Annotated in this window: 18 protein-coding genes; 10 read left to right on the top strand and 8 right to left on the bottom strand. The window is 68.6% G+C overall.

From position 1 onward, the window contains the following. Positions 1-578: 578 nt before the first annotated feature. The 3 genes from ACFUN8_RS26050 to ACFUN8_RS26040 form a co-directional block, all read right to left on the bottom strand. Positions 579-920, bottom strand: coding sequence for a PadR family transcriptional regulator (locus ACFUN8_RS26050; protein WP_383642192.1), 342 nt, complete (start codon positions 918-920; stop codon positions 579-581). Positions 921-1,204: 284 nt separating this feature from the next. Continuing rightward, entirely contained in the window at positions 1,205-2,092 is an 888-nt protein-coding gene (locus tag ACFUN8_RS26045) for a septum formation family protein (RefSeq protein WP_383642189.1), read from the bottom strand. A gap of 226 nt (positions 2,093-2,318) precedes the next feature. Next, complete coding sequence (locus tag ACFUN8_RS26040; RefSeq protein WP_383642186.1) at positions 2,319-2,687, bottom strand: VOC family protein; 369 nt, start codon at positions 2,685-2,687, stop codon at positions 2,319-2,321. A gap of 63 nt (positions 2,688-2,750) precedes the next feature. Between ACFUN8_RS26040 and ACFUN8_RS26035 the strand changes: the two genes are divergently transcribed. Both ACFUN8_RS26035 and ACFUN8_RS26030 read left to right on the top strand, forming a co-directional pair. Further along, positions 2,751-3,215 (top strand): MarR family winged helix-turn-helix transcriptional regulator, encoded by a 465-nt coding sequence (locus ACFUN8_RS26035; protein WP_383642184.1) that lies wholly within the window; start codon positions 2,751-2,753, stop codon positions 3,213-3,215. 238 nt (positions 3,216-3,453) lie between these two features. Then, on the top strand, positions 3,454-4,113 hold the full coding sequence (locus ACFUN8_RS26030) for an MSMEG_1061 family FMN-dependent PPOX-type flavoprotein (protein WP_383642181.1): 660 nt from the start codon (positions 3,454-3,456) through the stop codon (positions 4,111-4,113). 58 nt (positions 4,114-4,171) lie between these two features. Here ACFUN8_RS26030 and ACFUN8_RS26025 read toward each other — a convergent pair whose 3' ends face one another. Continuing rightward, the gene (locus ACFUN8_RS26025; protein ID WP_383642178.1) at positions 4,172-6,919 is read right to left on the bottom strand and encodes an NACHT domain-containing protein; all 2,748 of its coding nucleotides are present in this window, start codon (positions 6,917-6,919) and stop codon (positions 4,172-4,174) included. A 190-nt stretch (positions 6,920-7,109) separates the two neighbouring features. Further along, complete coding sequence (locus tag ACFUN8_RS26020; RefSeq protein WP_383642175.1) at positions 7,110-9,104, bottom strand: pentapeptide repeat-containing protein; 1,995 nt, start codon at positions 9,102-9,104, stop codon at positions 7,110-7,112. Positions 9,105-9,398: 294 nt separating this feature from the next. Between ACFUN8_RS26020 and ACFUN8_RS26015 the strand changes: the two genes are divergently transcribed. The 4 genes from ACFUN8_RS26015 to ACFUN8_RS26000 all read left to right on the top strand — a co-directional run bounded on the left by ACFUN8_RS26015 (position 9,399) and on the right by ACFUN8_RS26000 (position 15,017). After that, on the top strand, positions 9,399-10,172 hold the full coding sequence (locus ACFUN8_RS26015) for a thaumatin family protein (protein WP_383642172.1): 774 nt from the start codon (positions 9,399-9,401) through the stop codon (positions 10,170-10,172). A 56-nt stretch (positions 10,173-10,228) separates the two neighbouring features. Next, positions 10,229-11,086, top strand: coding sequence for a glycoside hydrolase family protein (locus ACFUN8_RS26010; protein ID WP_383642170.1), 858 nt, complete (start codon positions 10,229-10,231; stop codon positions 11,084-11,086). Between the two features lie 139 nt (positions 11,087-11,225). After that, positions 11,226-12,482 carry an MFS transporter gene (locus tag ACFUN8_RS26005; protein WP_383642167.1) on the top strand — a complete coding sequence of 419 codons (1,257 nt, stop codon included), beginning with the start codon at positions 11,226-11,228 and terminating at the stop codon, positions 12,480-12,482. Positions 12,483-12,728: 246 nt separating this feature from the next. After that, positions 12,729-15,017, top strand: coding sequence for a glycoside hydrolase family 3 N-terminal domain-containing protein (locus tag ACFUN8_RS26000; protein ID WP_383642164.1), 2,289 nt, complete (start codon positions 12,729-12,731; stop codon positions 15,015-15,017). A gap of 310 nt (positions 15,018-15,327) precedes the next feature. Here the strand turns inward: ACFUN8_RS26000 and ACFUN8_RS25995 are convergent, their stop codons facing one another. The 3 genes from ACFUN8_RS25995 to ACFUN8_RS25985 all read right to left on the bottom strand — a co-directional run bounded on the left by ACFUN8_RS25995 (position 15,328) and on the right by ACFUN8_RS25985 (position 17,793). Beyond that, a complete protein-coding gene (locus tag ACFUN8_RS25995; RefSeq protein WP_383642161.1) occupies positions 15,328-16,368 on the bottom strand; it encodes a vWA domain-containing protein in 1,041 nt (346 codons plus the stop codon). 368 nt (positions 16,369-16,736) lie between these two features. Further along, the gene (locus ACFUN8_RS25990) at positions 16,737-17,396 is read right to left on the bottom strand and encodes a hypothetical protein (protein ID WP_383642158.1); all 660 of its coding nucleotides are present in this window, start codon (positions 17,394-17,396) and stop codon (positions 16,737-16,739) included. Positions 17,397-17,409: 13 nt separating this feature from the next. Next, positions 17,410-17,793 (bottom strand): hypothetical protein, encoded by a 384-nt coding sequence (locus tag ACFUN8_RS25985; RefSeq protein ID WP_383642156.1) that lies wholly within the window; start codon positions 17,791-17,793, stop codon positions 17,410-17,412. Positions 17,794-17,835: 42 nt separating this feature from the next. On the opposite strand from ACFUN8_RS25985, the gene ACFUN8_RS25980 reads away from it, so the two are divergent. The 4 genes from ACFUN8_RS25980 (at position 17,836) to ACFUN8_RS25965 (ending at position 24,541) form a co-directional block, all read left to right on the top strand. Further along, positions 17,836-21,453, top strand: a complete 3,618-nt coding sequence (locus ACFUN8_RS25980) for a CHAT domain-containing protein (RefSeq protein WP_383642153.1) — start codon at positions 17,836-17,838, stop codon at positions 21,451-21,453. A 307-nt stretch (positions 21,454-21,760) separates the two neighbouring features. Next, the gene (locus tag ACFUN8_RS25975; RefSeq protein ID WP_383642150.1) at positions 21,761-22,324 is read left to right on the top strand and encodes a TetR family transcriptional regulator; all 564 of its coding nucleotides are present in this window, start codon (positions 21,761-21,763) and stop codon (positions 22,322-22,324) included. A gap of 9 nt (positions 22,325-22,333) precedes the next feature. Next, positions 22,334-23,296 carry an NADP-dependent oxidoreductase gene (locus tag ACFUN8_RS25970; RefSeq protein ID WP_383642147.1) on the top strand — a complete coding sequence of 321 codons (963 nt, stop codon included), beginning with the start codon at positions 22,334-22,336 and terminating at the stop codon, positions 23,294-23,296. Between the two features lie 147 nt (positions 23,297-23,443). Continuing rightward, complete coding sequence (locus ACFUN8_RS25965) at positions 23,444-24,541, top strand: NADP-dependent oxidoreductase (RefSeq protein WP_383642144.1); 1,098 nt, start codon at positions 23,444-23,446, stop codon at positions 24,539-24,541. Positions 24,542-24,686: the final 145 nt, after the last annotated feature.

Below are 24,686 nucleotides of genomic sequence, written 5' to 3'. Positions count from 1 at the left end.
GGAGCGTCCAGGCGATGGACGGGAGCCCGCGCAGCGCGACCCTGATCAGAAATGCCACACGCGTACGCAGGGGACTCTCGCCGAGGTCGATCCATTCCGCCGTCCACTCTTCGGCCCAGCGCTCACGGGTATCCGCAGGCAGGATGTGGGTTAGGGCTTCGAACAGGGGTCGTACGCGCCGTAGTCGCCGTTCAGCGATGTCTTGCGGCCCAGTCATGGGCTCATCGTCGGTATTGGTAGCGGTAGCGGCAGCAGGTGCTTCGGGCAGAGGTGCCGAAGGTGCTGGTTCCTCCAGTGTCGGTTCCAACTGGTTCCGTCTGGCCTCTGTTGCCCCTGCGGCCTCTCGCACATCGCCGCGGATCAAGCCGTGACTGGGGGGAGGCACCTTCCCCAGCAACTTCCCCACCGAGTAGAGCTGCTGATGCCCACGGGAGTTGAGGCCGTCCCCGATCCTTTGGGCTTCTTCACGAGTGGCGTACCTGCCGACCCGGTACCGGTTGCCGTTGGAGTCTTCGCGGATCACTAACCAAGGGAGGGCGGTTCGGCCGGCCCTGTTGCTGGCACTGGACATCTCAGCCTCAACTCCCCAAGCCATCGGCGGGGCGGAAGCGCGCAGATGCGGCGCCCCCCTGGTAGGCGCCCGCGAGGGCGAGGCGGGCGGATTCGGCGCCGTCCGGGGCGAAGCGGTAGTAGCGGCGGCGCGGCCGGGGCGGATCGGTCTTCTCGATCTCACTCTGATCTTCCCAGTGAGACGCGAGCCAGCCTGCGTTTTCGAGCCGGGCGAGGATCGGGTGGATGGTGCCGGTGGGAAGGCCGGCCGCTTGGGAGAGTTCCAGTCCGTAGCGGGCCTTGGCGGGGCTCTCCAGCAGGGCCCGCAGCACCAGTTGTGTCTGGAGTGTCATGCGCGGCGTCTTTGCCATGCAAGAACTCTAGTATGGCGGCGAGCTGCACGGCAGCAGAATGCGGCATCTGCTTCAGGCAGATGCCGCACCCCGAACGTTGCTGTCTACGGCCGCCGTGTACCGACACCGAGTTCCGATCGCGGACAACTGCTCCGCCCGCTCCGGCGACAGCGTCGCGGCCCAAGATTGTTGGTTCCCGATCGATGGGAGCGCCCTGTCGAGCCGTTCGCCGTGCCCGCCGAACGACCTGGGAGGCGGGGCCGGGGCCCCGGCGGGCGCGGTCCCACTGATCTGACGGGGCGTCAGCCCGCCCAGACCGCGGCCTCGTCGGCCGGGACGGTGGTGGCCAGGCCCAGTTCCTTGCGGGCGGCGACGGACTTCTTCGGGTCGATGCCGGTGAACGCCGAGTCGTAGGCGATGTAGAACGCGTCGGCGTCGGCGGCGTTCGCGGCCTTGTTCCAGCTCTCCGCGGCCTTCGTCAGCGTCGTGTTGAGCTTGCCGGCCTCGGTGCCCTCGATGTCGCCCAGGCCCTCGACGTGTGCGTCGAGGGCGGCCGCGACGGCCTTGGCCTGCGCCTTGTAGCCGGTGAGATCGTCCTCGACGGTCTCCTTCTCGGGCTGGTTCGCCCACAGGGCCTCGTAGAGCGCGTTCGAACCCTTGAGATACGTCTTCTGCTCGGGCTTGAGGGACTTCGCGGTGTCCAGCGAGCCGCTGAACGTGCCCTTCTCCATGGTGTACGTGCAGCTCACCGCGCGGTCACCCGTCACCCAGCTCTCCTTTGTCGGGGTGTAGTAGAAGAGGGAGACGCCCTTCGGAAGCGCCCAGGTGTCCATGGCGTGCTTCTGCGCCTCGACCGGGCAGCGGTTGTCCGCGATCGTCGAGACCCCGGCGTCGCCCGGGTACTCCCCGCCCTTGTCGATCGCGAACTCGCCGACGACCTGGCCCTCGTGCGCCTCCTCGCAGGGCACGATCTCGACGGTGTACGCCGTCCCCTCGGCCTTGCCGGTGGGGTTGTAGCAGTCGCCGATGTCCAGCGAGAACACCGAGCGCTGACGCGCCACTGTCTTCGCGCCGTCCTTGGCGCTGTCGACGGCGTCGGAGACGTCCGAGCATCCCACCGCGCCGATCGCGAGCAGGGCGGCAGCGGCTGATATGCCGCGAAGGGAACGATACGGGGCACGGGCAGTCATGACGTGTACATCCTCTTATGTGATCTTTATGAGGGGCACGCGAATCGTATGCCATACCTGTGGCCCGTTTGCACGGCTGCGCGGTTGTACGAGGGTCCTCGCCCCATCACGGCATCTCTGACTCCCGACGGGCCGCGAGGGTTGTACGCGGACTGCTCGAAACGGCGTGGTCGGGGTGTGGTTGTCGGCCGGCGATGGAGCGGTGGCCGTCCGTCGCATCCGGCTGTCAGGCGCGGTCGTGGAGAGTGACTTGGTAGCCGTCGGGGTCGGCGAAGGTGAATGTCCGGCCGAAGGGGCCGTCGATCGGTGCGGAGACGATGGTGTGACCACCGGCGACGAGAGCGTCATGGATGGTCTGGACGTCGGTGGCGTGGAGCCAGATCGCGGCACCGATGCCGGGCTGCGCGACGGATGCGAGATCCGTACCGGGAACGATGTCGCGGAGCGCGAACGCGATCGGCTTCGTCTCGAAGACGACGGCGTGCGGAGGTCCGGCCTGCGAGCGGACGAGGCCGAGGTACTGCTCGTAGAACGCCTGTGAAGCGTCGAGGTCGCTCACCTGGAGCGAGATGAAGTCGGGGCCGGTGACGGGCATGATGGTGCTCCTTCTTTCCGTGTCAGATTCCTGACACGGACCAACGTATGTCAGACTCCTGACATGAGTCAAAACGACGGCGGCATCGACCTGGACAAATCGCTGGGCTACCTGCTGAAAGAGGCTTCGAGCGCCCTGCGCATAGCCATGGAGGAGGTGCTGCGGCCGCTCGGGATGAGCGTGACGCACTACTCCTGCCTCGAACTGCTCGCTCAACGGCCGGGCTTGTCGAACTCCGAGCTCGCGCGTGGCGCGTTCGTCACACGGCAGTCGATGAACGTGCTGCTCCAGGCCCTGGAACGAGACGGTTACGTGAGCAGGCCCGCGGAGGCGCCCGTCGGGAAGGTTCTTCCTGCGCGGCTCACGCCTCGCGGCCGACGGAGCCTGGAGAAGGCGACCGTGGCGGTCCGGTCCGTCGAGGTCAGAATGCTGGCCGGCATGACCGAGGCCGAGCAGTCGGGCGCGTTCCGGATCCTGCAGAGCATGATTCATTCCCTGCGCGACGGCGACGCCGACGACGTCGCATAGCTCGTTCCCCGCCGCACGCCTCGCCGCGCCCGGACAATCCGCGTACCCGCGTACCCCGATCATGGGCCGCTGCGGCCTGAGCGCGGCCGAGGTCTTGAGTGCCCGCGCCCTCCGGGTCTCCCACGCGTACGCGAACTCCCCAGCCGCGCCGCTGAGTTCGGCCCGCCGTGCCGGGGACCCGGGGCCCCGCGCTCACCGGCCAAGATCCGTCGCAGGTCGGCCCATTAGGGTCGAGGGCATGACATCACCCCTCGTCGGCAGTGCCTTCGACTCGCTCAGCCTCGACGCCGTGTCCGATCAGGAGGCGCTGCGGCGGGCCTACGAGCTCCCCGGCGAGGCGGCCGTGCGCAAGCAGATGACCGAACTCACCGAACAGACCGAGCGGTTGATCGGCTGCGCATCGCTGGTCCTGGTCGCCAGTGCCGACGCCGAGGGCAACTGCGACGTCTCGCCGCGTGGCGGCCCCGCCGGGTTCGTCGCCGTCCTGGACACCCGGACGGTGGCGATTCCGGACGCGACCGGCAACAAGCGTCTGGACACCCTGCAGAACGTCATCGCCACCGGCCGGGCCGGGCTGCTGTTCGTCATCCCGGGGCGCACCACGACGCTCAGGGTGAACGGCCGGGCCTGTGTCTCCACCCGCCCGGAGCTGCTGTCGCAGCTGACCGCCGTGGGCAAGCCGCCGGCCAGTGCGCTGGTGCTGGGGATCGAGGAGGTCTACCCGCACTGCCCCAAGTCGCTCCTGCGCAGCGGGGCGTGGAAGCCGGAGCAGTGGCTGCCGGCGGACGCCCAGCCGGCCTCGGCCGAGGTGACGCTGGCCCAGCTGCGGATGCCGGAGCTGACGATCGCCGACATCGAGCAGAGGGAGGCGGATGCGCTGAAGTACCGGTACGAGTGACGGGCCGACCCGCGATTGCAGCCCACCCGGCCCGCCGAACCCCCAAAGCTCCGTCAGGTCAGCCCGTCTCCACCGTCAGGTCCACCCATTCGAAGAAACTCACCTCACGCCGGCACCACCGGTCGAGTCGCGCCTTGTCGGCGCGCGGGAGGCTGCCGGTTCCTGACGGGAGCTGAGACGGTTCACGTCTGAGCCTGGCTTCCATGAACGCGAAGAGCACCCCGGCCCGCTCGGTGATGGCGCCGGGCTGGTAGTGGGCACTCACCTCGCAGAACGCCATGGTCACACTCACGAGACCCACCACCGCATCGGGGCTGAGCTGCTGATGGCGTGCCAGCGCACGCGACGTCAGTCCCGCCATCGGGTTGTTCTCGAACAGCGCGTAGGGAGCCTCGGGGCCGTCCTCGGTCCGAATGCCGGCGCCGTACGCGCGGATGTGCTCCGCCACGCCTTCCAGGATTCCGACGCAGATCTCCCGGTCGTCCGGTGTGGACGTACGACGTCCCTGGAGCGACTTCATGAGCCACTCGGCCGAGCAGGAGTCCTCCTCACTGACCATCTTGTGCATGTATCCCTCGAAGAGGCGCCCCATGTCGGTGAGCGGGACGACCCCTTCGCGCAGGCAGATCTCCCACAGCCAGGGCGTCCAGTCGCAGACGCGCGCCAGATCGGCCTGGTCCTCCCGCCACATCTCCCGCAGCGCCTCGCCGATCACGTGGCGCAGGGCGAGAGGGCTGCGGTAGTCGGATCGCAAGAGGACCGGCAGGGCGTTGAATCCCCTGTCACTGACCATGTGCCGAAGCACCTTGCGTACGAGTGCCAGCAGCGCGGTCCGGTTGAGCATGACCAGATTGGCGGTTCTGGACAGAAAGCCGAGCATCGCTCCTTGCGCGCGCGTCGGACGTTCCGCGTTCGATCGCAGGCAGTGCAAATAGACCTGGGTCGGTCCTGAAACGAATTTCTCCCCGGACAGGGACATACAGATCTGGGAGAAGATCTCCAGCTTCTCGTCCAGCACGTACTTCTCGATCTCCACAGCCAGCTCCGCCGGTGTGTCACACGTCAGTACGAGGCGCCTGGCGGCGAAATACTCCTGGAAACTCTGGTGGGTGAAGGAGAAGATCTCGGCGTCGGGTGATCCGGAGGCGACGTCCGTGAACATCCAGGCCCGCCCCCGGCACAGGTTGATCATCCTTTTGGCGAGAGCGACCGCCTCGAACCGGTCCGACACGGCATCCCGCAGCAGTACCCGCACCGCGACCTCACGTACCTGGGATTCCGTCATCCCGGCCCGGTGGCTCGGCTCGAAAAGGGTCAGATGAGCGATCTCGGCGAGCACGAGCTCGAAGACCTCCAGGTCCCACCGGTGCTCTCCGATGCCTCTGTGCGAGTCCCAGGTCCTCAGCAGCAGCTCGACGCACTTGCGGTAGATCTTCGGTCTGCTGCGGGGCAATTCGCTGTGCCCGGCGTGCAGAAGGCAGATGACCGCGAGCAGCAGTGGATTCTCCCGCAGATCCGGAATGGAGTCACTGGCCCCCATGAAGTCCGTCACAGCTTTCTTGAGCTGCTTCTCGGATCCTTCGGAGCGGAAGGTGAACCACTTCCTGGCGTACGACTCCACCTGACCGGCGTCGAACGGCTGGAGGATGTAGTCGTGGAAGATGCCGCGGTCCAGTTGGACGGCGGTGTACCCGAGCCGGCGCGAGGTGACGAGGAAGCGGGCCAGCGGGTACGCGAGACTCGCCACCTCGATCGCGTGGCTGACCAGCCTGCCGGAGACGGTCTCCGCCAATTCGTCCAGCCCGTCAAAGACCACCAGTGCGGAGCCGTCCAGGAGGGATCTCGATATGTTCTGCTCGGACACATCCTGCTGGAACGTCTCGGAAATCATGCGCCTGATGGATTTGACCAGGTTGAATCCACTGCGGGTGAAGTTGATGTTCCTGATCTTCAGGACGTAGCAGACCCCGCGTCCCTCGCCGCTCCACCGGCAGCCGATGACCGAACTGGCCGTGGACTTTCCGGCGCCGGGGTCCCCGAGGACGACGGTGTGGCCGACAGAGGTCACCAGTGAGTGGAAGCCGGTCTGGTAGCCGGATTTGCCACGACCGGGACGGCGGGGTTCGTACGGTTCGTCGTCGAGTTGCAGCATCGCGAAATTCGGCGCCACGAAGATCTTGGAGTAGTGGACACGTTTCCTGAGGTCGAAATCAGGAAGCTCGATTCTCTCGTAGGTTCTGATGAACGCCGTGACGTATTCCTGCTGCCACGATCCCTCTTCCGTCGTCTCCATCGCGGAGACGCTGTGCTCGATCGTCGCCACCGTCGCCGTCAGCAGTGGCTGGCTTTCCCAGGTGTAGGTGGGGTCGGCGCGCTTGAAGGCAGCACGCACCTTTTTCGCGATGTCGGTGCAGCAGAGATCGAGGAGAGTGAAGAACTGCCCGCAGTAACGGAGCAGATCCGGGCGGTCCGCAGGCGCGAGCGTCTTGAGGAGGTGACCGCGCAGTCCCCTCTCGATCCGGCCCTTGTCGGACTTCGTCCCTCCGCACAGCGCGATGGCCATCAGCTGCCTGGAGTAGACGCTGAACGCCCTGGCTTTGACGGCCCGTTGGAGGTGGGACGGGGCCACCCCGGCGGGCAGGGAACGCAGGAGGTCGAGCCCGTCGAACAGACTCACGTCCGGACCCGGCACGGACTGCAGGACGGCGTCCGCCTCGACGGGTTTCATGATCCTTCGCCGGACCAACTCCCTGCGGCCCTGATCCACGAGAGGTCTGGCGGCCTCGCGGATGACTTCGCTCGTCACCGAGGCAAGCGTGCTGGTGAAGGGATCCACCGGCTCATCCTGGCAGCCGGTGGTCGCGACCGCCTCCCTCTTGACGGGGTTGCGGCGTTGAGGGGCTGTGGGGTTGTTGCGGGGCTGTGGGGGTGTGGTGCGGGACTGTCGGGTTGTGGTGCGGGGGTCGTGGGCGTCGACGTACGCGTGAACACGACGATCAGCGTTTGACGCGGCCTCGCAGAGCGAGGACGGAGAGCCCGAGGAGGACCGGTTCACCCAGGCGGGCGCCCATCTCGAAGTAGGTGCCCGCCGTGGTCAGTTCCTGTCCGCCGGAGCGGAAGACGACGGAGTTGACGACGATCCTCAGCGACTTCTCGAACCGCTCCGTCGACAGCCGCGAGAGCAGTGGACCCTCGGGGTTCACGGGATCCGGCGTCTCCGTGCGGAGCTCGACCGCCTGACCCGGCCGAGCCTGAGTGCCGGTGGTCAGCGGCTTCGGCTCGTTCCCCGCGAGACCCCACAGCATCATCACCAGGACGGTGGCCGCCATCGCCACCACCAGCCAGCCCATGGAGCGGGAGACTCGCAGACCGTAACCGGAGACGGCCCAGTAGAGGGCGAGCAGTCCTCGTTCGCCCGGGGGTGTCGACGGGTCGTTGCGGCGCATCTCCATCTCGCCGTAGTAGAAGTCGGCCGCGCCGGGTTCGTTCTTGCCGTCCTCGAAGCCCTTGCGCAACTCGCGGTACTGCGCGGCGAGGGCGGCGGGTTCAATGACCGGTGCGTCGTCCTCCGTACGGTTCCACTCGGGGCGGCCGGACCGGTGGCGCCAGTGGTGTTCCTCCACCAGGGTGCGTCGCGGTGTCCACCGGACAGGCCAGGGACGCCATTTGATCCCTGCCGGGGCGCCGGCGAACGTGCACCGGCCCTTCAGGCTGAGCTGGTCCAGATGGACGGTGCCGGCGAACCGGCAACCGGAGAGATCGATGTCGGTCAGGGACACATGGGCCGCGTCCACACCGCTCAGCGAACGGACCTTGACCTTGTCGTCCAGCCCCCGGAGGTCCCTCGGCTCCTGGACCGGCCACAGGATGCCGCCGGTTCCCGGGTCGGTGAATCTGCGGGGATACGTCACCACGGCCAGCGGATACTCCCCGACCGCGTCGGTCAGGTCCACCGCCGCGTGGCGCAGCCGCAGCAGGGCGGTAGCCATCCACCGGGTGCGCCCGCACAACACGGTCCGGGCCGCCGCCATCACGGTGACCGGCAGGGAGAAGACGGCGCCCGACAGATTCAATGTGCCCGCGCACATCAAGGGACCCAGCGTCGGCACACCCTCGAACGTCACCCGTTGGAAATCGGCGTCGTGCGAGAAGACGGCGCCGCCGAACTCGGCGTTGGCCGAGAACACGGACTTGCTGAAGTCGGTCTTCGTGGCGGAGAACACCGCGTGACGGAATGCCGCCTGGCCGAAGAAGTTCACCTGCGCGAAGGAGGTCCGCTCCGCGAACCGCGCGCCGTCGAAGGAGGTGTTCCCGGAGAACTCCACACTGTCGAAGAGCGTCCGGCTTCCCGTGAAACGAGCTCCGGAGAACGAGACTTCACGAGCGAAAGCCGAGTGGCGGAAGCTCACGGGGCCGGATAACTCGGCACCCTCGAAGTCGGTCTCGCCGGAGAAGGTCGCCCGCTCGAAATCTGCCTCGCCGGAGAAGACGCCCTGCCTGAAGTCGGCACGCCCGGCGAAGGTGGCCGCTGTGAAATCGGCGCGGCCGGAGAAGCTGACGCGGCGTAATCCCACCCCTTGGGGGAAGGCCGCTCGCTCGAACGTGGAGTCGCAGAGGAAGTCGGCTCCGTCGAAACAGACACGGCCGGAGAACGTCACTCCGTCGAAGGAAACGCCGGCTCCGGCGAAGACCGCACCCTCGAAGTCCGCGTTGCCGTAGACCACGTGGCCGGTTCTCGGTGCGAGTACGGCGGCTGACAGTTCGGCCAGCAGCTCCGGTGAGAAGGCGGTACCGCGATGGTCGACGTCGCTGCCCGCTCCGAGAAGGCTGAGGTAGTCGTGCCGCTCGGCCGCGTCCAGGTGGGCGAGGCACCGTCGGTAGGGCTCGACGATGCGGCCCCGGCAGCCGACGGGGTCACCGGCCGGGTCCTGCGCCCCCTGCCCACAGAACGGCCAGGCGGGTCGGTCCGAGACCGTACGGGGAGACGTCATGCCGCCTACGACAAGCCGCGACGCCAACGGGTTGTGCGCGCCCGGCGAATTGCCCCCACGAATGGGCAGCCGCACCCCTGCGGTGGCGCGGGCGCCTCGTTCGCCGGCGTGTTGTCGCGCGCGGTGGACCGCGAGGCGCCGAGGGCCGGGACGGTGACACGTCGTCACTCCGTGTCGTACGCTGACGATCCCTCGCTACATGGCATGAACATGTTCACGGCTCTCAGCGTCATCCCCCCCCCACGAGAGGCGATCCCCATGGCCGCTGTCCGTTCATCACCCGGTCTTCGGTACGTGTCCGGCGCACGTCCGGCGTCAGCCTTCCGCCACGCGCTGTCCGCTCTCTTCCTGGCCCTCGCCTGCGTGCTGGCCGGAGCCGTCGGCCCCGAGGCGCAGGCGGCGACCGCCGCGGAGCGCACCGTCACCTTCGCCAACCAGTCCGGTCAGCGCGTGTGGATCGGCAGCACGGTCAACGCCGATGGATCGGCGGTACTCACCGGACTGCCCGTGCTCGACAACGGACAGTCGGCCACCATCACCGTCCCGGAGGCTTCCGCACCCGGTCACTGGCGCGGCAAATTCTTCGTGCGGCAGGGCTGCGGCGGCGAGTCGGGCAGCACATTCCACTGCAAGGTCGCCGACTGCGGGCCGTACGCCGACCGCTGCAGCACCGGCGAACAGCCCGCGAGCCTGGCGGAGTTCAACTTCGACCCCTCGGACGGGCTGGCACCCTGGTACAACGTCAGCTACGTCAACGCGGTGTCGCTGCCGGTGACCATCACCCCGGCCGGCGTCGCACCCCCGCCGAACGGCGGCGAATGCGAAGAGATGGGCTGCTCCAACGACCTGCTCCCGTACTGCCCGCCCGAGAACCTGACCTCCGACCCCGCCACGGGTGCGCCGATGCTCTGCGTCAACCCCAACCGGGACGCGCAGACCAGCTACAGCGGTGCCGTCAACGCCCGCTGCCCCAAAGCCTATGCGTGGTCGAAACAGGACACGATTCCGGGCAACCAGGTGATGCGCCAGTGCCGGGCGTGCAGCGGCTTCACGGTCACCTTCCACTGACGCCGAGGTCCGGCCGTATCCCGAGTCCCCCCACACACACTGTTGGAGCCAGCTCCGTGAGCGGATCGTCTTCCTTCTCGCCCGCCCCGTCCCCCTTCCGCCGGCCGCTGATGATCCTCGCGCCGCTGCTGGCTCTGCTGTGCGCGTCCTTCCTCGGCCCCGCGGCGCAGGCCGAGGTCGCCGCGTCGTCACGCAAGGGCGTGAGCGTGAACTCCGTCGCGGGCGCCTCGCAGGCACTCGCCGACCTCGGTGCGTCCTGGTACTACAGCTGGTCCTCGAACCCGGGCAGCGTCGCCAAGCCGGCGGGCACCGAGTTCGTACCGATGATCTGGGGAGCCGGTGCGGTCACCGACGCCGAACTCGCCCAGGCCAAGGCGCAGGGCACCCAACTCCTGGGCTTCAACGAGCCCGACATGACAGCACAGGCCGATATGACGGTCGAACAGGCGCTGGACCTGTGGCCGCGCCTGCAGTCGACCGGCCTGCGGCTCGGCGCACCCTCCGTCGCCTACGGCGGCGACACCCCGGGCGGCTGGCTGGACCGGTTCATGTCCGGCGCCGCGGCACGCGGCTACCGCGTCGACTTCATCCCGTTGCACTGGTACGGCGGCGACTTCGGCCCAGCCGCCGCCGAGCAGTTGCGCGGCTATCTCCAAGCTGTCCACGACCGCTACCAGAAGCCGATCTGGCTGACGGAGTACGCCCTGATCGACTTCTCCGGCTCCACACCCCGCTACCCCAGCGAGCAGGAACAGACCGCCTTCATCCGCTCGTCGACGGCGATGCTGGAGAGCCAGCCGTACGTGGAGCGCTACTCCTGGTTCACCCTCTCCACCGAGACCAGCCGAACCGGGCTCTACAACGGCGCGACCCCCAACGCGTCCGGACTCGCCTACCGCGAGGCAGGCCGATGACCCGTCGGCGCGCGCGGATGCCGAGAGCAAAGCGAACAGGAAGTCTGATCCAAAGAGGGGACTAGAAACACTATTGATGTGCTGAGTGTTCGAAGATACGTTGAATGGCCTCGCACGTTTGATCTCCCGGGGGCCTGTCTTGTCACGAGCACTCGCCGCCGACGGCGGCGCGGCCGCTCCGTCCGCGATACGGACGGTGGGGGACTCACCGCTCTACCGCGGGGCGACCCTCGCGCTGTTCCTGTCCGGGCTCGGCACCTCGGCCGCCGCCCCGCAGATCACCCTCTTCCTGGTGGACGAGCTGCACGTCTCGCTGACCACGGCCGGCCTGTACTACCTCACGAGCCTCACGGCCCCCGTCGCCGGATATCTCATCGGCGCACGCTCGGACCGTACGGGCAGACGGCTCGGGTTCTTCAGGCTCTGCGCCCTGACGGGATTCCTCGGCTGGTCCGCCATGGCCCTGTCGGACCAGGTGTGGATGCCGTTCGTGATCAGTACGGTGGTCCTCGCCTTCTCCGGCGCCGCCGGGTCCCAGCTCTTCGCCGCCGTCCACGACGACCTGCGGGCGACCGCGAGCCCCGTCGGTGACGGGGTCGTCTCGATCGTACGCATGGCGCTGACGGCGGGATGGATCGTGGGCCCGGTCGCGGGCTCCCTGCTGGCCACCGCCGCCGGACCGCGCGCGATGTTCGTGGCCACCGGAGTGTGCACCCTCGCGCAGATCGCTCCCATGGGCTTCGCCGGCACCCGCCTGGCACGACCCGACCTCACGAACACAGCCGCACCGCAGCCGCGGACCCCGGCCGAGCACGCCGGACGGAGCCCGGGAATCCGGGCCATGCTGCCCCTGCTCGCCTTCACCGGGCTCTACGTGCTGGTCTACGCGGGAGAACCGATCAAGTACGGCTACCTGACGATCTACATGCACGACGACATGCGTCTGCCGACGGCGGTCAGCGGAGCGGTGATCGGCATCCAGCCCTTCGTGGAACTGATCCTGATGCCGGTGGCCGTGGTCGTCGCACGCCGAATCGGCATGATGCGCCTGATGGTCCTCGCCGCCGCCTTCGGCGTAGGAGCGAACCTCTGCTTCGCCCTCACCGGCAGCGCCGCCGGCATGTTCGCCGGACAGATCCTCATGGGCGGGGTGTGGGGCGTCTTCGCCGCACTGGGAATCATCGTCGCCCAACGGCTGCTGCCCGAAGCCGTCGCGACCGCCTCGGCCGTCTTCATGAGCTCCACCGCCCTCGCCAGCGCGCTCGGCGGGCTGACGGGCAGCCTCGGCGTGGGCCTGCTCGGACTGCCGCACGTGTTCCTCGCACCGGCCCTTTACGGCCTCGTGGCGACCGCCGGCATCGCCGTCATGAGCCGCTCCCGGCACGCCGTGGGCTAAGACTTGGCGTATGCCCTTCCCAACTCCGCCGCTGCCTGCCGCCCGCCGCCCGCCCGGGAGTTCACACCCGACGCCGCCCCCGGGCCGGCCGACGGCCTGTCGCCCACGGCCCTCCCGCGCGATTCCCCACCGGCACCCGCTCGTTCGAGGCCGGGCCGCGCACGGCCGCCCGGCGCGCGGGTGAAGGGCCGGCCCGACACCGCTCCGTCTCCCGCGCATCCCACCGAAAGCCGTGAAAGGAAACCTGTGCCGTCCTCTCCGCCCTATCTCGACCCCGAACTGACCATCACCGAACGGGTCGACGACCTCGTCGGCCGTATGACACTGCCCGAGAAGATCGGCCAGATGCTGCAGTTGAACGCCAAAGAGGGCGTACACCACGTCGCGGACATGCACGCGGGATCCATCCTCCACGCCTCGCCCGAACGCGTCCTCGAAGCGGCCGAACTCACCGAGAACTCCCGGCTGCGCATCCCGCTGCTGGTGGCCGAGGACTGCATCCACGGCCACTCCTTCTGGGAGGGCGCGACGATCTACCCCACCCAGCTGGGCATGGCGGCGACCTGGGACCCGGCCCTCCTTGAGCGGGTGGCCAGAGCGACGGCGGTGGAAGTCGCGGCGACCGGCGTGCACTGGACGTTCTCACCCGTGCTGTGCATCGCACGCGACCTGCGATGGGGCCGCGTCAGTGAGACCTTCGGCGAAGACCCCTTCCTCATCGGCGAGTTGGCCTCCGCCATGGTCCGCGGCTACCAGGGCGACGGGCTCGGGGACCCGACAGCGATCCTCGCCTGCGCCAAGCACTTCGCGGGATACTCCGAGACCCAGGGCGGCCGGGACGCCAGCGAGGCCGATATCTCCCGACGCAAGCTGCGCTCCTGGTTCCTGCCTCCCTTCGAACGCGTAGCCCGCGAAGGATGCCGTACGTTCATGCTCGGATACCAGTCCATGGACGGTGTCCCGATCACGGTCAACCACTGGCTGCTCAACGACGTACTGCGCGGCGAGTGGGGTTACACAGGCACACTCGTGACCGACTGGGACAACGTCGGCCGCATGGTGTGGGAGCAGCGGATCCACAGCGACTACGCACACGCCGCCGCGGCGGCGGTCCGCGCGGGCAACGACATGGTGATGACGACGCCGAAGTTCTTCGGCGGCGCGCAGGAGGCGGTCGAGCGGGGCATGCTCGACGAGGCGGAGATCGACAAGGCCGTCCGCCGCGTCCTGACTCTCAAGTTCGAACTCGGGCTGTTCGAGGAGCCACGCCGTCCCGACCGCGCCCGCCAGGCCGAGGTGATCGGCAGCGCCGAGCACGCCGCGCTGAACCTGGAGACGGCCCGGCGCTCGCTCGTCCTGCTCACCAACAACGGCACCCTGCCCCTGGCGGGGGGATTCGAGGCGGATCACGAGGGCCGGGCCGTCGCCGGCGCGGACACCACGCCGCGTACGGTCGCCGTCATCGGTCCCAACGCCGACGACGCCCAGACCCAACTCGGCGACTGGGCGGGCTCCTCGGGCCAGGCCGACTGGCTTCCCGACGGGCAGCCGCGCGCGATGATCACAACGGTCCTCGAAGGGCTTCGCGCCCAGGTCCCCGAGGGCTGGGACGTGTCGTACGCCCGCGGCGCGGACATCCTCACCGTCGACGCCGACCCGGAAGGCGCGTTCTTCCTTGACGGGCAGCCCCGTCCCGAGGTCGTCGTCCCCGCGGAGCCCTCGACGGCGCTGATCGCCGAAGCCGTGGCGCACGCGGAGGCCGCGGACTACGTCGTCGCCGTCGTCGGAGACCGTATCGAACTGGTGGGGGAGGGCAGGTCGACGGCAACTCTGGAACTCGTCGGGGGACAGGTCGCCCTCCTCGACGCGCTCGCCGCGACCGGCAAGCCACTGGTGGTCGTGACCATCAGCTCCAAACCGTTGATCCTGCCGCCGTCGGCGCACGGCGCCGCGGCGATCGTGCACGCCTTCAACCCCGGCATGCTCGGCGGCCGGGCGGTCGCCGAGCTGCTCCTCGGCCTCGTCGAGCCGACCGGCCGTCTGCCGATCTCCTTCGCCCGCCACGCCGGGCAACAGCCCACGTACTACAACCAGGTGCGTGGTCAGCACGGCAGCCGTTACGCGGATCTGACGCAGAGTCCGGCCTTCGTCTTCGGTGAGGGCCTGAGTTACACGACCGTCGAGTACGCGGACCTGGAGATCCCCGTCGCGGAGGTGGGAACGGGCGACTCGCTCCACGCACGGCTCACGGTCTCCAACACCGGCACGCGCCCTGTCCTGGAAACCGTGCAGGTCTATGTCAGCGACACCGTCACCTCGGTGACCTGGGCGGAGAAGGAGCTGAAGACCTATCAGCAGGTGTCGCTCGCACCGGGTGAGTCCCGTGAGGTCCTGATCGAGCTGCCGGTCGCCGCGTGCACGCTGGTGGACGCGCAGGGCGAGCGGGTCGTCGAGGCCGGTGCCTTCGAACTGCTGGTCGGTCCGTCCTCCCGTGAGGAGTCGCTGCTGCGGGCGGGATTCACGATCAAGGGCTGACCGTCCGCGCACGCGGCTGCCCTTGGCCGCCGACGTCGGCCGCTCGGATTCCCTTCCACGGGCGGGGACAGGGATCCGGGCGGTGGGTGGTCATGGTGCCGCGCGAGGTCGCGGGCCCCGGCGTCGGTGGTCGGTGGTGCTCGCGGAGCGGCCACCGGGACGAGCGTCTCGTCTGCCTCAGCGGTCCGCGACCCGTGCGGCCAGGCCGAGAAGCCCCGGGCCGCCGGGGACCAGGAGCAGCTCGGCCACCGCCACAAGCCCGGAAGAGCCCCGCCGGTTGGGCCGGCGGAGCTTTCCCGGGAAACGGGCCTCAGATCATGAGCAGCAGCCGGGTGTGGGGGACGAGCTTGCGGTTGACGCTGGTGCTTTGGACGAAGATGGTGAAGTCGTCGTTGTGGTCCGGCTTGACGCGCACCTCGGCGGCGGGCAGGCCGAGCAGAGATCGGGCTGCCGGTCCGGTGTAGACGCGGTCCGTCTTCTTCTCAAGCACCGCGATCTGCTTCGCCGCCTGGACCTTCTCCGACTTGCTGAGCTGGTAGAACGCGCAGCCGGTGCGGTAGGCGTGTCCGCACTCGGTGACCCAGTCCCGGATTCCCGCTTCGCGAGCGACCGGAATCAGCTGGTACGCGGACGGCTTCACCGGGGTGAGGCCGGCTGCTTCTATGGTGTCCTTGTTCACGGCGTCGGCACCGGTGGAGAACACCGCGCGCGACCCGCGGATGCCCTTCGCGCGGCCCACCATGAAGTTCTCGGTCGCCTGCTGAATGACCTGCCCGGCCTCTTCCAGACCCTGCGTACTCGTGGCGTCCCAGATGGCGATGTTGTCCTTGGGGAAGCCGCACTGCATGGCCTCCCGCTTGCCCATCTGGTCCGGCACCAGGACGGCCAGCGTCCAGTTGTCCGCCTGCGTCCGGGTCAGCGTGGACACGGCCTGCACCAGTTCCCGCGGATCGGTGCTGGGGGCGTCGGGGCAGCGGTGACTCGCGTTCTCCTGTCCGTCGGTCAGGACGAACGTCAGGAAGCTGTGGTCGCCGTAGAGTTGAGCGGTCTGCGCCAGCTCGTTCTGCGACTTCAGCGTGGCCGCGAGCAGAGCCGTCATACCGCCGGCCCGGTAGAGCTGCTTGAGGGACGGCATCCGCAGCACGTCCTTGTCGTAGACGACGCACTCCACCTTGTTCGCGAAGACGTACACCGTGACGCGCGTTTCCTGGTCCAACTCCTTGGACCGGCGGGCCAGATAGGCGATCTGCTGGTCGGCGACCTCGACGACCTTGCCGCTCAGGTGCGACATGGACGAACTGGCGTCCAGCACGAGAGCAACGTGGTTGATGTAGTTCTGAGTTCCGGACATGAAAAGCTCCCCCTCTTTCCGGCTCGATGTACTTATTCTCTCACCCACCACTGACAATCGATCTTGGTCCGCCGCCGCCGCAGGGGGCAGACAGCCGCCGCCCACGCCTGTTCACACCCACGTCCGTCCGCACCCACGCCCGCAGGTTCAGGTGTGCTTGCGCAGGAGCGCGGTCAGACGAAGGCCCACGTCGAGCGGGAAAGGACCAGGGGGAACTTCCAGGCGCAGAGCCTCGGCGAGATGTGCCGTGTGCAGGTCGAAGGCGGCTTCCACCAGGTGTGCGAGAGCGTCCGTGGTCGTCCGTACGCGAAGCAGGGAGTAGGCGAGGAGAGCGAGGCCGACCAGGACGGCGGGCCACCACCATGCGCTCAGTACGACGGTGAGTACCCCCAGCCGGCCAGGGCGAGCGCCGCGTTGACCCGGTCGTGCGCACCGCGCAGCGCGTCCTGTTCCTCGACGGACAGCAGCAGCCACAGGCGCGGCCACGCGAAGGCCACATCCACCCGATACCAGGCCCAGACCCGGGACTCCACGGCTGCCATGCGGTCGGCCGGCCAGGTCGGGCGCTGCGGAGGCCCGAGCCCGAGATCGTTCCTGCTGGCTGCCAGGACGTCGAGTTCGCTCTGCTCCGCCCCGCGCGCGACTGCGGCCTGATAGGCGTCTGCCCGTGCCCGCCAAAGCCGGGCCCGGTGATCCGTCAATCGTCGCTCGGGTCGGGCGAGCCATCGGGGCCATGGGCCGAACCAGAGTCGGCTCACCCCGGTCGAGCATGCCTGTGCGGCAAGCCCGGCGCCCGCCGACAACAGTGGCAGGACAACGGCGCCGACAGCCAGCCGTGCGGGGTCCTTCGACACCGCGTCCGCCAACGCGTCCAGAGCTCGTTCCACCTGCCCGACATCGGCGAACCCTGTGTGTCCCAGTTCCCGCGCGGCCCACGCCCCCGCCACGAACAGCAATCCCGGCAGCACCAAGAGGGTTGCCCACCGGTCGACGACCCGCTTGCCCAGTTCGGTCACCATCGTGCTCATCGCGGCCGCCCCTTCAGCCGAACGTCAGAGGCTGGGCGTACACCCGGCACATCGGCAAGTCATCGCCCGGCTGCGGCTGTTCCCGACGCGCGCAACGAGCGGCCGGGCAGCGGTAGACGCCCACCGCGGTGTGCCCGCCCCCTATGCCGGGCAGGTTCATCGGCGGCTGAGCCGGAGGCGTCGCGAGAGGCCCCTGCCTCGACGGTCGTGTCCCGTCGTACTCCAACCCGAGGCGGGTCAGGTGCGGCCTCAGCGGCTCGCCGCGGCGCAACGCCTCGACAGCTGACTCGAGTTCGGCGCTCAGTCCCTCTTCCTCCGCCACCCTGCGCAGAGCCGCGATGTCCCTGCAGAAGCCGGCCAGATCGAGCCGGTCGCGCTCCTCCTGCCTTCCGGTCACGGTGCTCGGCCCCCCTTGCGGCAGGTGATGTGACGTCCCATCATGAAGGCGGGAGTGAAGCAGCGCGAGGGGGAAGCGTTGCACGGTGGGGACAAGGCCGAGCGGCTCGCCGCATCGCTGGCCGATGACGTGGAGAAGGCCCTGGAGGCGGACGATCCTTCGGCGCTGCTCCGTCCACGGACGTACTGGAAGGCCGTTGGCCTCGGCAGGCTGATCGCGAAGACCGGCCGCGCTGTCGGTGCGCAGCCCTTGGCGAGCCTCGGCCACTTCCACTATCTGCGCGGGCTGGTGCTGGGTCCGGAACGGGGGCGGACGGATCTTCTCGGCGCACAGCGTGCGTTCTCCGCCCTCGCCGTCCTCGACCCGGTCGCGGTCCCCGACGGATTGCTGGAGGAACTGCGCGGCCTGTGCCCGGTGGACCCTGCCGACCCGGAAGGGTTCACCGCCTATCGGGTCCGCTCCGCCCATGCCGAAGCCCGGTGGAAGAGCACGCGGGACCCGTCCGCCGCACAGGAGATGGTCGCCTGCTGGGAGGAGGCACGACAGGAATTCGCCCCGGGGCACCCCCGGCATCCGGCCGTCCTGTCCAACCTCGGTTACGGCCTGCGGCTGCGCCTGGAGGCAGGGGCGGGAGCGCCGCAGGACCTGGATCTGGCCGTCGACCTCTCCGAAACCGCCGTAGGCATGGTGCAGGACGGCCCTGAACTACTCACGCTTCAGTTCAACCTCGGAATGGCCTTGTGGGAGAGGTTCGAGGCCCGCGCCACCACCGAGGATCTGGACGGAAGTATCCGCGCACTGCGTATCGCACTGCGGGTGGGTGAGGCGGCCGGCAAGAGCGCCGAGGTGGCGGCGGTGGACCTTCTCGCCCCGCTGGCCCGCGGCCTGATGGCCCGCCTTTTCGCCGCCGGCGACGAGCGGTCAGGGCACGAAGCCACTGTGGTGCTGCGACGGCTGCTCGGGGAGCTGCCGCGGGACGCCCCACTCCGAGTCTTCGCTCTGAGTTTTCTGGCCAAGGTGCACATGGCCCGGTACCAGCGCACACAGGCGCTCCCCGACCTCGAACGCGCGCTGGCCCTCGCCCGTCAGGCCCGGGCAGTGCCCACCAGTGACCCGTTCGCCAGGTCGGAATCCGCCTACATTTTGAGCCTGGTACTCATGGATCGGCACCAATACACCGGCCGGTCGGCCGACCTCCACGAAGGCACCGCCCTGAGGGAGGAGGCGGCGCACCTGCTTCCGGAGGACGATCCGCAGCGAGTCTTCCACCTGGCGGAGAGTGACATCGCGAGGCTGACCTGGGGTGTGACGTCCGGACCACGCTCCGGACCGGCCGAGGAAGTGGGTACGGCACTTTCAGCAGGCCGTCAAGCGGCCGACGCGGCCGGTCCCGAGGCTGAGATCGCGCTCGGCGCCGCCTTGCTCACCACGTCGGAGCGGTACGGATCCGTGGAGTACGCCGACGAGGGGATCACACGGTTGCGTGCGGCGGCCGACACCGTCACGGAGATGGCGGACCGCTCCGTACTCCGTGGGAATCTCGCGATGGGCCTGAGGGCGCGGTACGTCCGCACTCGGGACCGGGCCGACATCGACGAAGCGATCACCATTTCGACCGAACTCGCCCACGCCGGCGGTGCCAACCGCGTGAGCCGAGGCGCCGCGCTGACCCAACTCAGCCAGTGTCTGTACCTGCGAGCAGTCATCGGTGAAACACCGAGCGATCTCGACGAGGCGATAAGCGCTGCCGAAGACGGGCTGAAGCTCCTGCCCAGGAAGCATGTACGCCGCCCGGAATGCCGTTCCGCTCTCTCCGCCTCCCTGGAAGCCCGCGCGGAGCGCGACAACAACGTTCAGGACTTGGCGCGTTCCGCATGGGCCTCGCTCCGGGCTGTACGGGAGGCAGCGCCCGACCATCCGCTACGGACCCACTTTCTGAGTGGACACGCCTCAAAGCTGAGGAGCGCATTCACCGTCACCGGCGACCGCTACTTCGCCGCCGAGGCCGTCCGGACGTTCCGCGAGGTCGCAGACGATACGACCGCCCCGGTGCGCGTTCGATTCCTGGCGTGCCGGGGCTGGGGGCTCACGGCCGCGGAATCCGACGACTGGCCGGACGCGCTCACCGCGTACGAGTCGGCCGTCGCCCTGCTGCCTCTGCTGGCCTGGCACGGCCTGAGCTGGCGCAGCAGCATCGGCGAAGTGGCCTGGATACGAGACCTGCCAGGTGAAGCGGCGGCGGCAGCCCTGGCCGTCGGCAGGCCCGAACGGGCCCTGGAACTACTGGAACAGGCCCGCGGGATGCTGCTGGCCCAGGCCGGCTCTGCCACCGACGAACTGACGAGACTCAAAGAGAGGGATCCCGCACTCGCCGCCGAAATGCGCGCGGTGCGCGCGGCCTTGGACCTGCCCCGCGAGGAGCGGACCGGACTCGCCGCGGAGAGCCCATGGGCCGCGGCTCAGGAGCGCGGCAGAGCCGCCGAGGAACGACGCGGCCTGGCGGCCAGATGGGACCAACTGCTGGAGCGCGCCCGAGCACTGCCCGGCATGACCGCCCTCCTGCGGGGACCTCGCATCGATGAGCTTCTACCGGCCGGGGCACGAGGACCCGTCGTAGTCGTCAACTCCAGCCCGTGGCGCAGCGATGCCCTCGTACTGGACCGGTCTGGACTCACCGTGGTGCCCCTGCCGGAGCTGACCACGACGGACGCGAGTTTCACCGAACCCGCACTCCAGTTCCTGGACTCGCTGGGCCGGTCCCAGGAATCGGCGGCCGGCGCATGGCGGGCAGACCTGCGCCTGCGGACCGTCCTCGAACTGCTCTGGGACCGTGTCGCCGAACCCGTCCTGGCCGTCCTCGACATCGAGAAGCCCGGTGCGGGCACGGAACGGCCGCATATCTGGTGGTGCCCCGTCGGTAGCCTGGCCTTCCTGCCACTGCACGCCGCGGGCCATCACCGCCCGGACTCCCGAGAACCGTCACGCAACCTGCTCGACCGGGTGACGAGTTCGTACACACCTACGGTGAGCGCCCTGGTCGCCGCACGTAGACGTACGGGTCCGCCGGTGGGTCGGGCACGCATGCTCAGCGTCGGGCTGCCAGTCACTCCCGGGCTCGCACCCCTGCCCCACGCACACGCCGAGGCGGAACGCGCCCTGCGCCACGCGGGGCCCAACAGCGTCCTGCTCACCGGCGAGCAAGCGACCCGCTCGGCTGTCATGGCCGAGTTACCCGGAAGCGCGTACCTCCATTTCGCCGGTCATGCCGGCCAGGATCCCCGTGTACCGGGCGAAGCGGCGCTGTTCTGCCACGACCACCAGCAACTGGGCCCACTGCGCCTGGCCGATCTGGCCAAACTCCGTCTGGAGAACGCCGAACTCGCATTCCTGTCGGCGTGTGAGAGCGCCAGGGGCAGCTTCGAACTCCCGGATGAGATCGCACACCTTGCCGGAGCCCTGCACATGGCCGGATTCCAGCACTCGTTCGCGGCTCAGTGGTTCGTCGACGACGCGTACAACGCAGAACTGGCGGATGACGTGTACGAAGCCCTCGCATCGGGCACGGAGCCGAGCGCCGCGCTCCACGAGGCGGTGCGGCGCCTGCGCGAACGAGCCGATCGCCCCCTGGTCTGGGCCACGTTCACCCACACCGGCCCGTGAGCCGCGCCGGCGGGTGAGGGCCGTCGGTGACATCTGCCAGCCAGGGCAGTTCGACGCGGCCACGGTGGGCAAGCATGACGCCGCAGCGGAAGTCCCAGGCTCCCGACCTGTCCAGCAGATCGGTTGACCGGAGGAACGTAGCTCACCCTCCTGACCAGGCACACTGCCTTGTGTCCTCCCCACGGACCTCTCATGACCTTGAATAAGTTGCGAGGTCCGTAAATTTGCGCGGTCCGCAATATTGCTGTAACTTGGAGTCATGGCAAGTGGATCGGAGTCTCCCATCGCGCTGAGGGAGAGAAAAAAGATGGCCACGAGGGCAGCCCTGAGCGAAGTGGCACTCAGGCTCGCCGTCGAGCATGGTTTCAGTCAGGTGCGGGTCGAGGGGATCGCGGCAGAGGCCGGGGTCTCGCCGCGGACCTTCAACAACTACTTCTCCAGCAAGGAAGAGGCGATCGTCTCCCTGATCACCGCGCGTGTGCGGGGCTTCAGTCAGGCCATCGCCGCTCACTCCACCGACGAGCCCCTGTGGGACGTCATCAGCGAGTCGGTCGTCGCCCTCGTGCCGCCGGAGGACGAACTGGACCAGTGGCGGCAGTGGGTGCAGCTCATCAAAGGCGTCCCCTCGCTCGAAGCCGAGTATCTCCGCGCCTACGCCTCGCTGGAGGGCGACCTGGTCGCGGCGATCGCCGACCGCACCGGCACGGATCCACGGAGTGAACTGTTTCCCCGGCTGGCAGCCTGCGCGGCGGTCGGCGCGGTACGAGCCGCGCTCCAGTTCTGGCTGGACAACCACGAGAGCACGTCGTATCGCTCGCTGCTCCAGCGCGCGATCAGGGAAGTCGGCGCCGGACTGCCGGCGCCCCGATAGTGGAGACGGGTGACCGAAGTGCGGGCTACGACGATGCGCGCGGTGCGGTACGAGCGTTACGGACCGCCCGAGGTCCTGACGGTCCAGGAGGTCCCGGTACCCACGCCGGGCCCCGGGACGGTTCTCCTCAAGGTCCGCGCGACGAGCGTCAACCCCGCCGAAGCGCTGGTGCGTTCGGGCAGGATGAAGGTCATGAGCGGGTTCCGCTTCCCGAAGGGCACGGGTGAGGACTTCGCCGGCACGATCGTCGCCGTGGGCGCCAAGGTCGACGAAAACCTCATCGGCGAGCACGTCTGGGGCCTTGTCTACGGTCTGAACGCCGCCACCTCCGCCGAGTACATCACGGTGAAGGAGGCGCAGTTCGCACTCGCACCCACCACGATCGACCTCGTGACGGCGGCGGCTCTGCCCACCGTCGGGTCGACCGCGCTCACGGCACTCCGCGCGGTCCGCCTCGCATCGGCCGAGCGGCTGCTCGTGGTGGGCGCGAGCGGCGGCATCGGCAGCACCATCGTGCAGATCGCCGCCGCCAGGGGCGCCGTCGTCGCTACCGTGTCCAGCGCGGGCAACGCCGACTTCCTCACCGGACTGGGCGCCAAGGAGACGTACGACTACGCCAAGCTCGAAGACCTCGCCTCGGCAGGGGAGTTCGACGCGATTGTCGACCTGTACGGCGCCGAGCTGGACATCTACCGCAAGCGCGTCCGCACCGGCGGACGGATCGTGACCTTCGCGATGAAGGGCATGGCCGGCGCGATGGCTTCGATCATCAAGCCGGGAGCGCGGGTGGGCGTCGCCCAGTTGAAGCCGCGCCGTGCCGATCTCGAAGAACTCACCCGCCTCGTCGAGAGCGGCGAACTGCGTCCCCAAGTCGAGCGGATCTACCCGATGGACGCCATCGCGGAAGCCCATCGGTCGGTGGAAACCGGCCACAGCCGCGGCAAGCGTGTCGTGCAGATCGCGAAAGCCTGACCAGCGCGGACTCCCCCCGGCGCGCTGTTCGGCCGAAGCCCCTTGCGGATTTGTCGCAAGGGGCTTCGGAGTTCACACCCGACCTTTGCGCTCTCCGTTCTCGTTGATTTCCATACGTTCCGGAAAAGGGGTGGCTTCTGTTGCTCCATGCGGAATCACACTAGACTCGCGGCAGTGGGAAATTCCCAGGACGAGGGGGTAGTTGTGACCGGTTCGGAAGGCGTGACGGGCACCATGACGGCGGTTGTCGCCGAGGATTACTGCCGACCTGAAAAGTTCTCCGTACGACGGATCGACATTCCTGTGGCGGGACCCGGACAGATTCAGGTCCGTATCCGGACCGCAGCTGTGAACCCGCTGGATATGCACTTGGTGAGCGGTGATCTCCGAGAGTCGATCCCCATGGAATTTCCGCAGATCCTGGGAAATGACTTCTCCGGTACGGTGAGTGGGCTTGGCGAGGGCGTCACGCGGTACTCCGTGGGAGACGAGGTCTTCGGCGTGGCATTTCCGCGCTGCACCATCGAGCGCGTACGGATCTTCTCCGAACCGCCTTCGCTGACGACGGGCACACTCGCCGAGTACGCGGTTTTCGAGGCGGACTCACCCGTGATCGCGCCGCGCCCCGCCGAATTGGACGCCGAGCGGGCGGCCGGTCTGCCGATGGCCGGGCTGACGGCCATCTCCGCGGTCCGGGCCGGTGAGTTCAAGGCCGGTGACACCGTGCTGGTCATCGGCGCGACCGGCGGCGTCGGGAACGTGGTGGTGCCGCTCCTGGTCTCCGCCGGTGTCAGGGTGATCGCCACGGCCATGGCCGAGGACCAGCAGTACATCCGGGACCGCGGTGCCCACGAAGTGATCGACTACAGGGCCGGCGACATCGCCGACGAGGCACTGAAGTACAGCCCGGACGGTGTCGACGGCGTGATCAACCTCGCCCTCGGCGACACCCTCATCGACGTGGTCGGGCGGGCCGTGCGCTCCGGCGGGCGGGTCATGACCGTCTCGTACACGAGCCCACAGGGTGCGACCTTCCGCGAAGACCTCACAGTCAAGATCATCTACGCGGCCACCCAGCCCGGTGACATGGCGGATCTGATCCGGCAGACCGTCGAGGGATCGGTGCCGCTGCCGGGTATCCGCCGCTACCCGTTGGGGGAGGGGGCGAAGGCGTTCACCGACCTGGTCGGGCTGCACACCTGCGGCAAGCTCGTCGTGCTGCCCGCCCTGACGTCTGATGCCTGACATCTGACGTCTGACGTCTGACGGTCGTCCCGGGGCCGGGTGCTACGGCGTTCCGGGACGACCGCCCTCCCTGTGATCGCGATGCGTCGCGAGGTGGGGGCACGCAACGCAGGACTGGCCGTGCACCACCGGACGGTGGTGCACC

The organism is Streptomyces sp. NPDC057307 (assembly GCF_042667665.1).
In the GTDB taxonomy this organism is placed as follows: Bacteria; Actinomycetota; Actinomycetes; order Streptomycetales; family Streptomycetaceae; genus Streptomyces.
The sequence above is the reverse complement of the archived record's forward strand: the minus strand, read 5'-3'. Positions and strand labels throughout refer to the sequence as shown.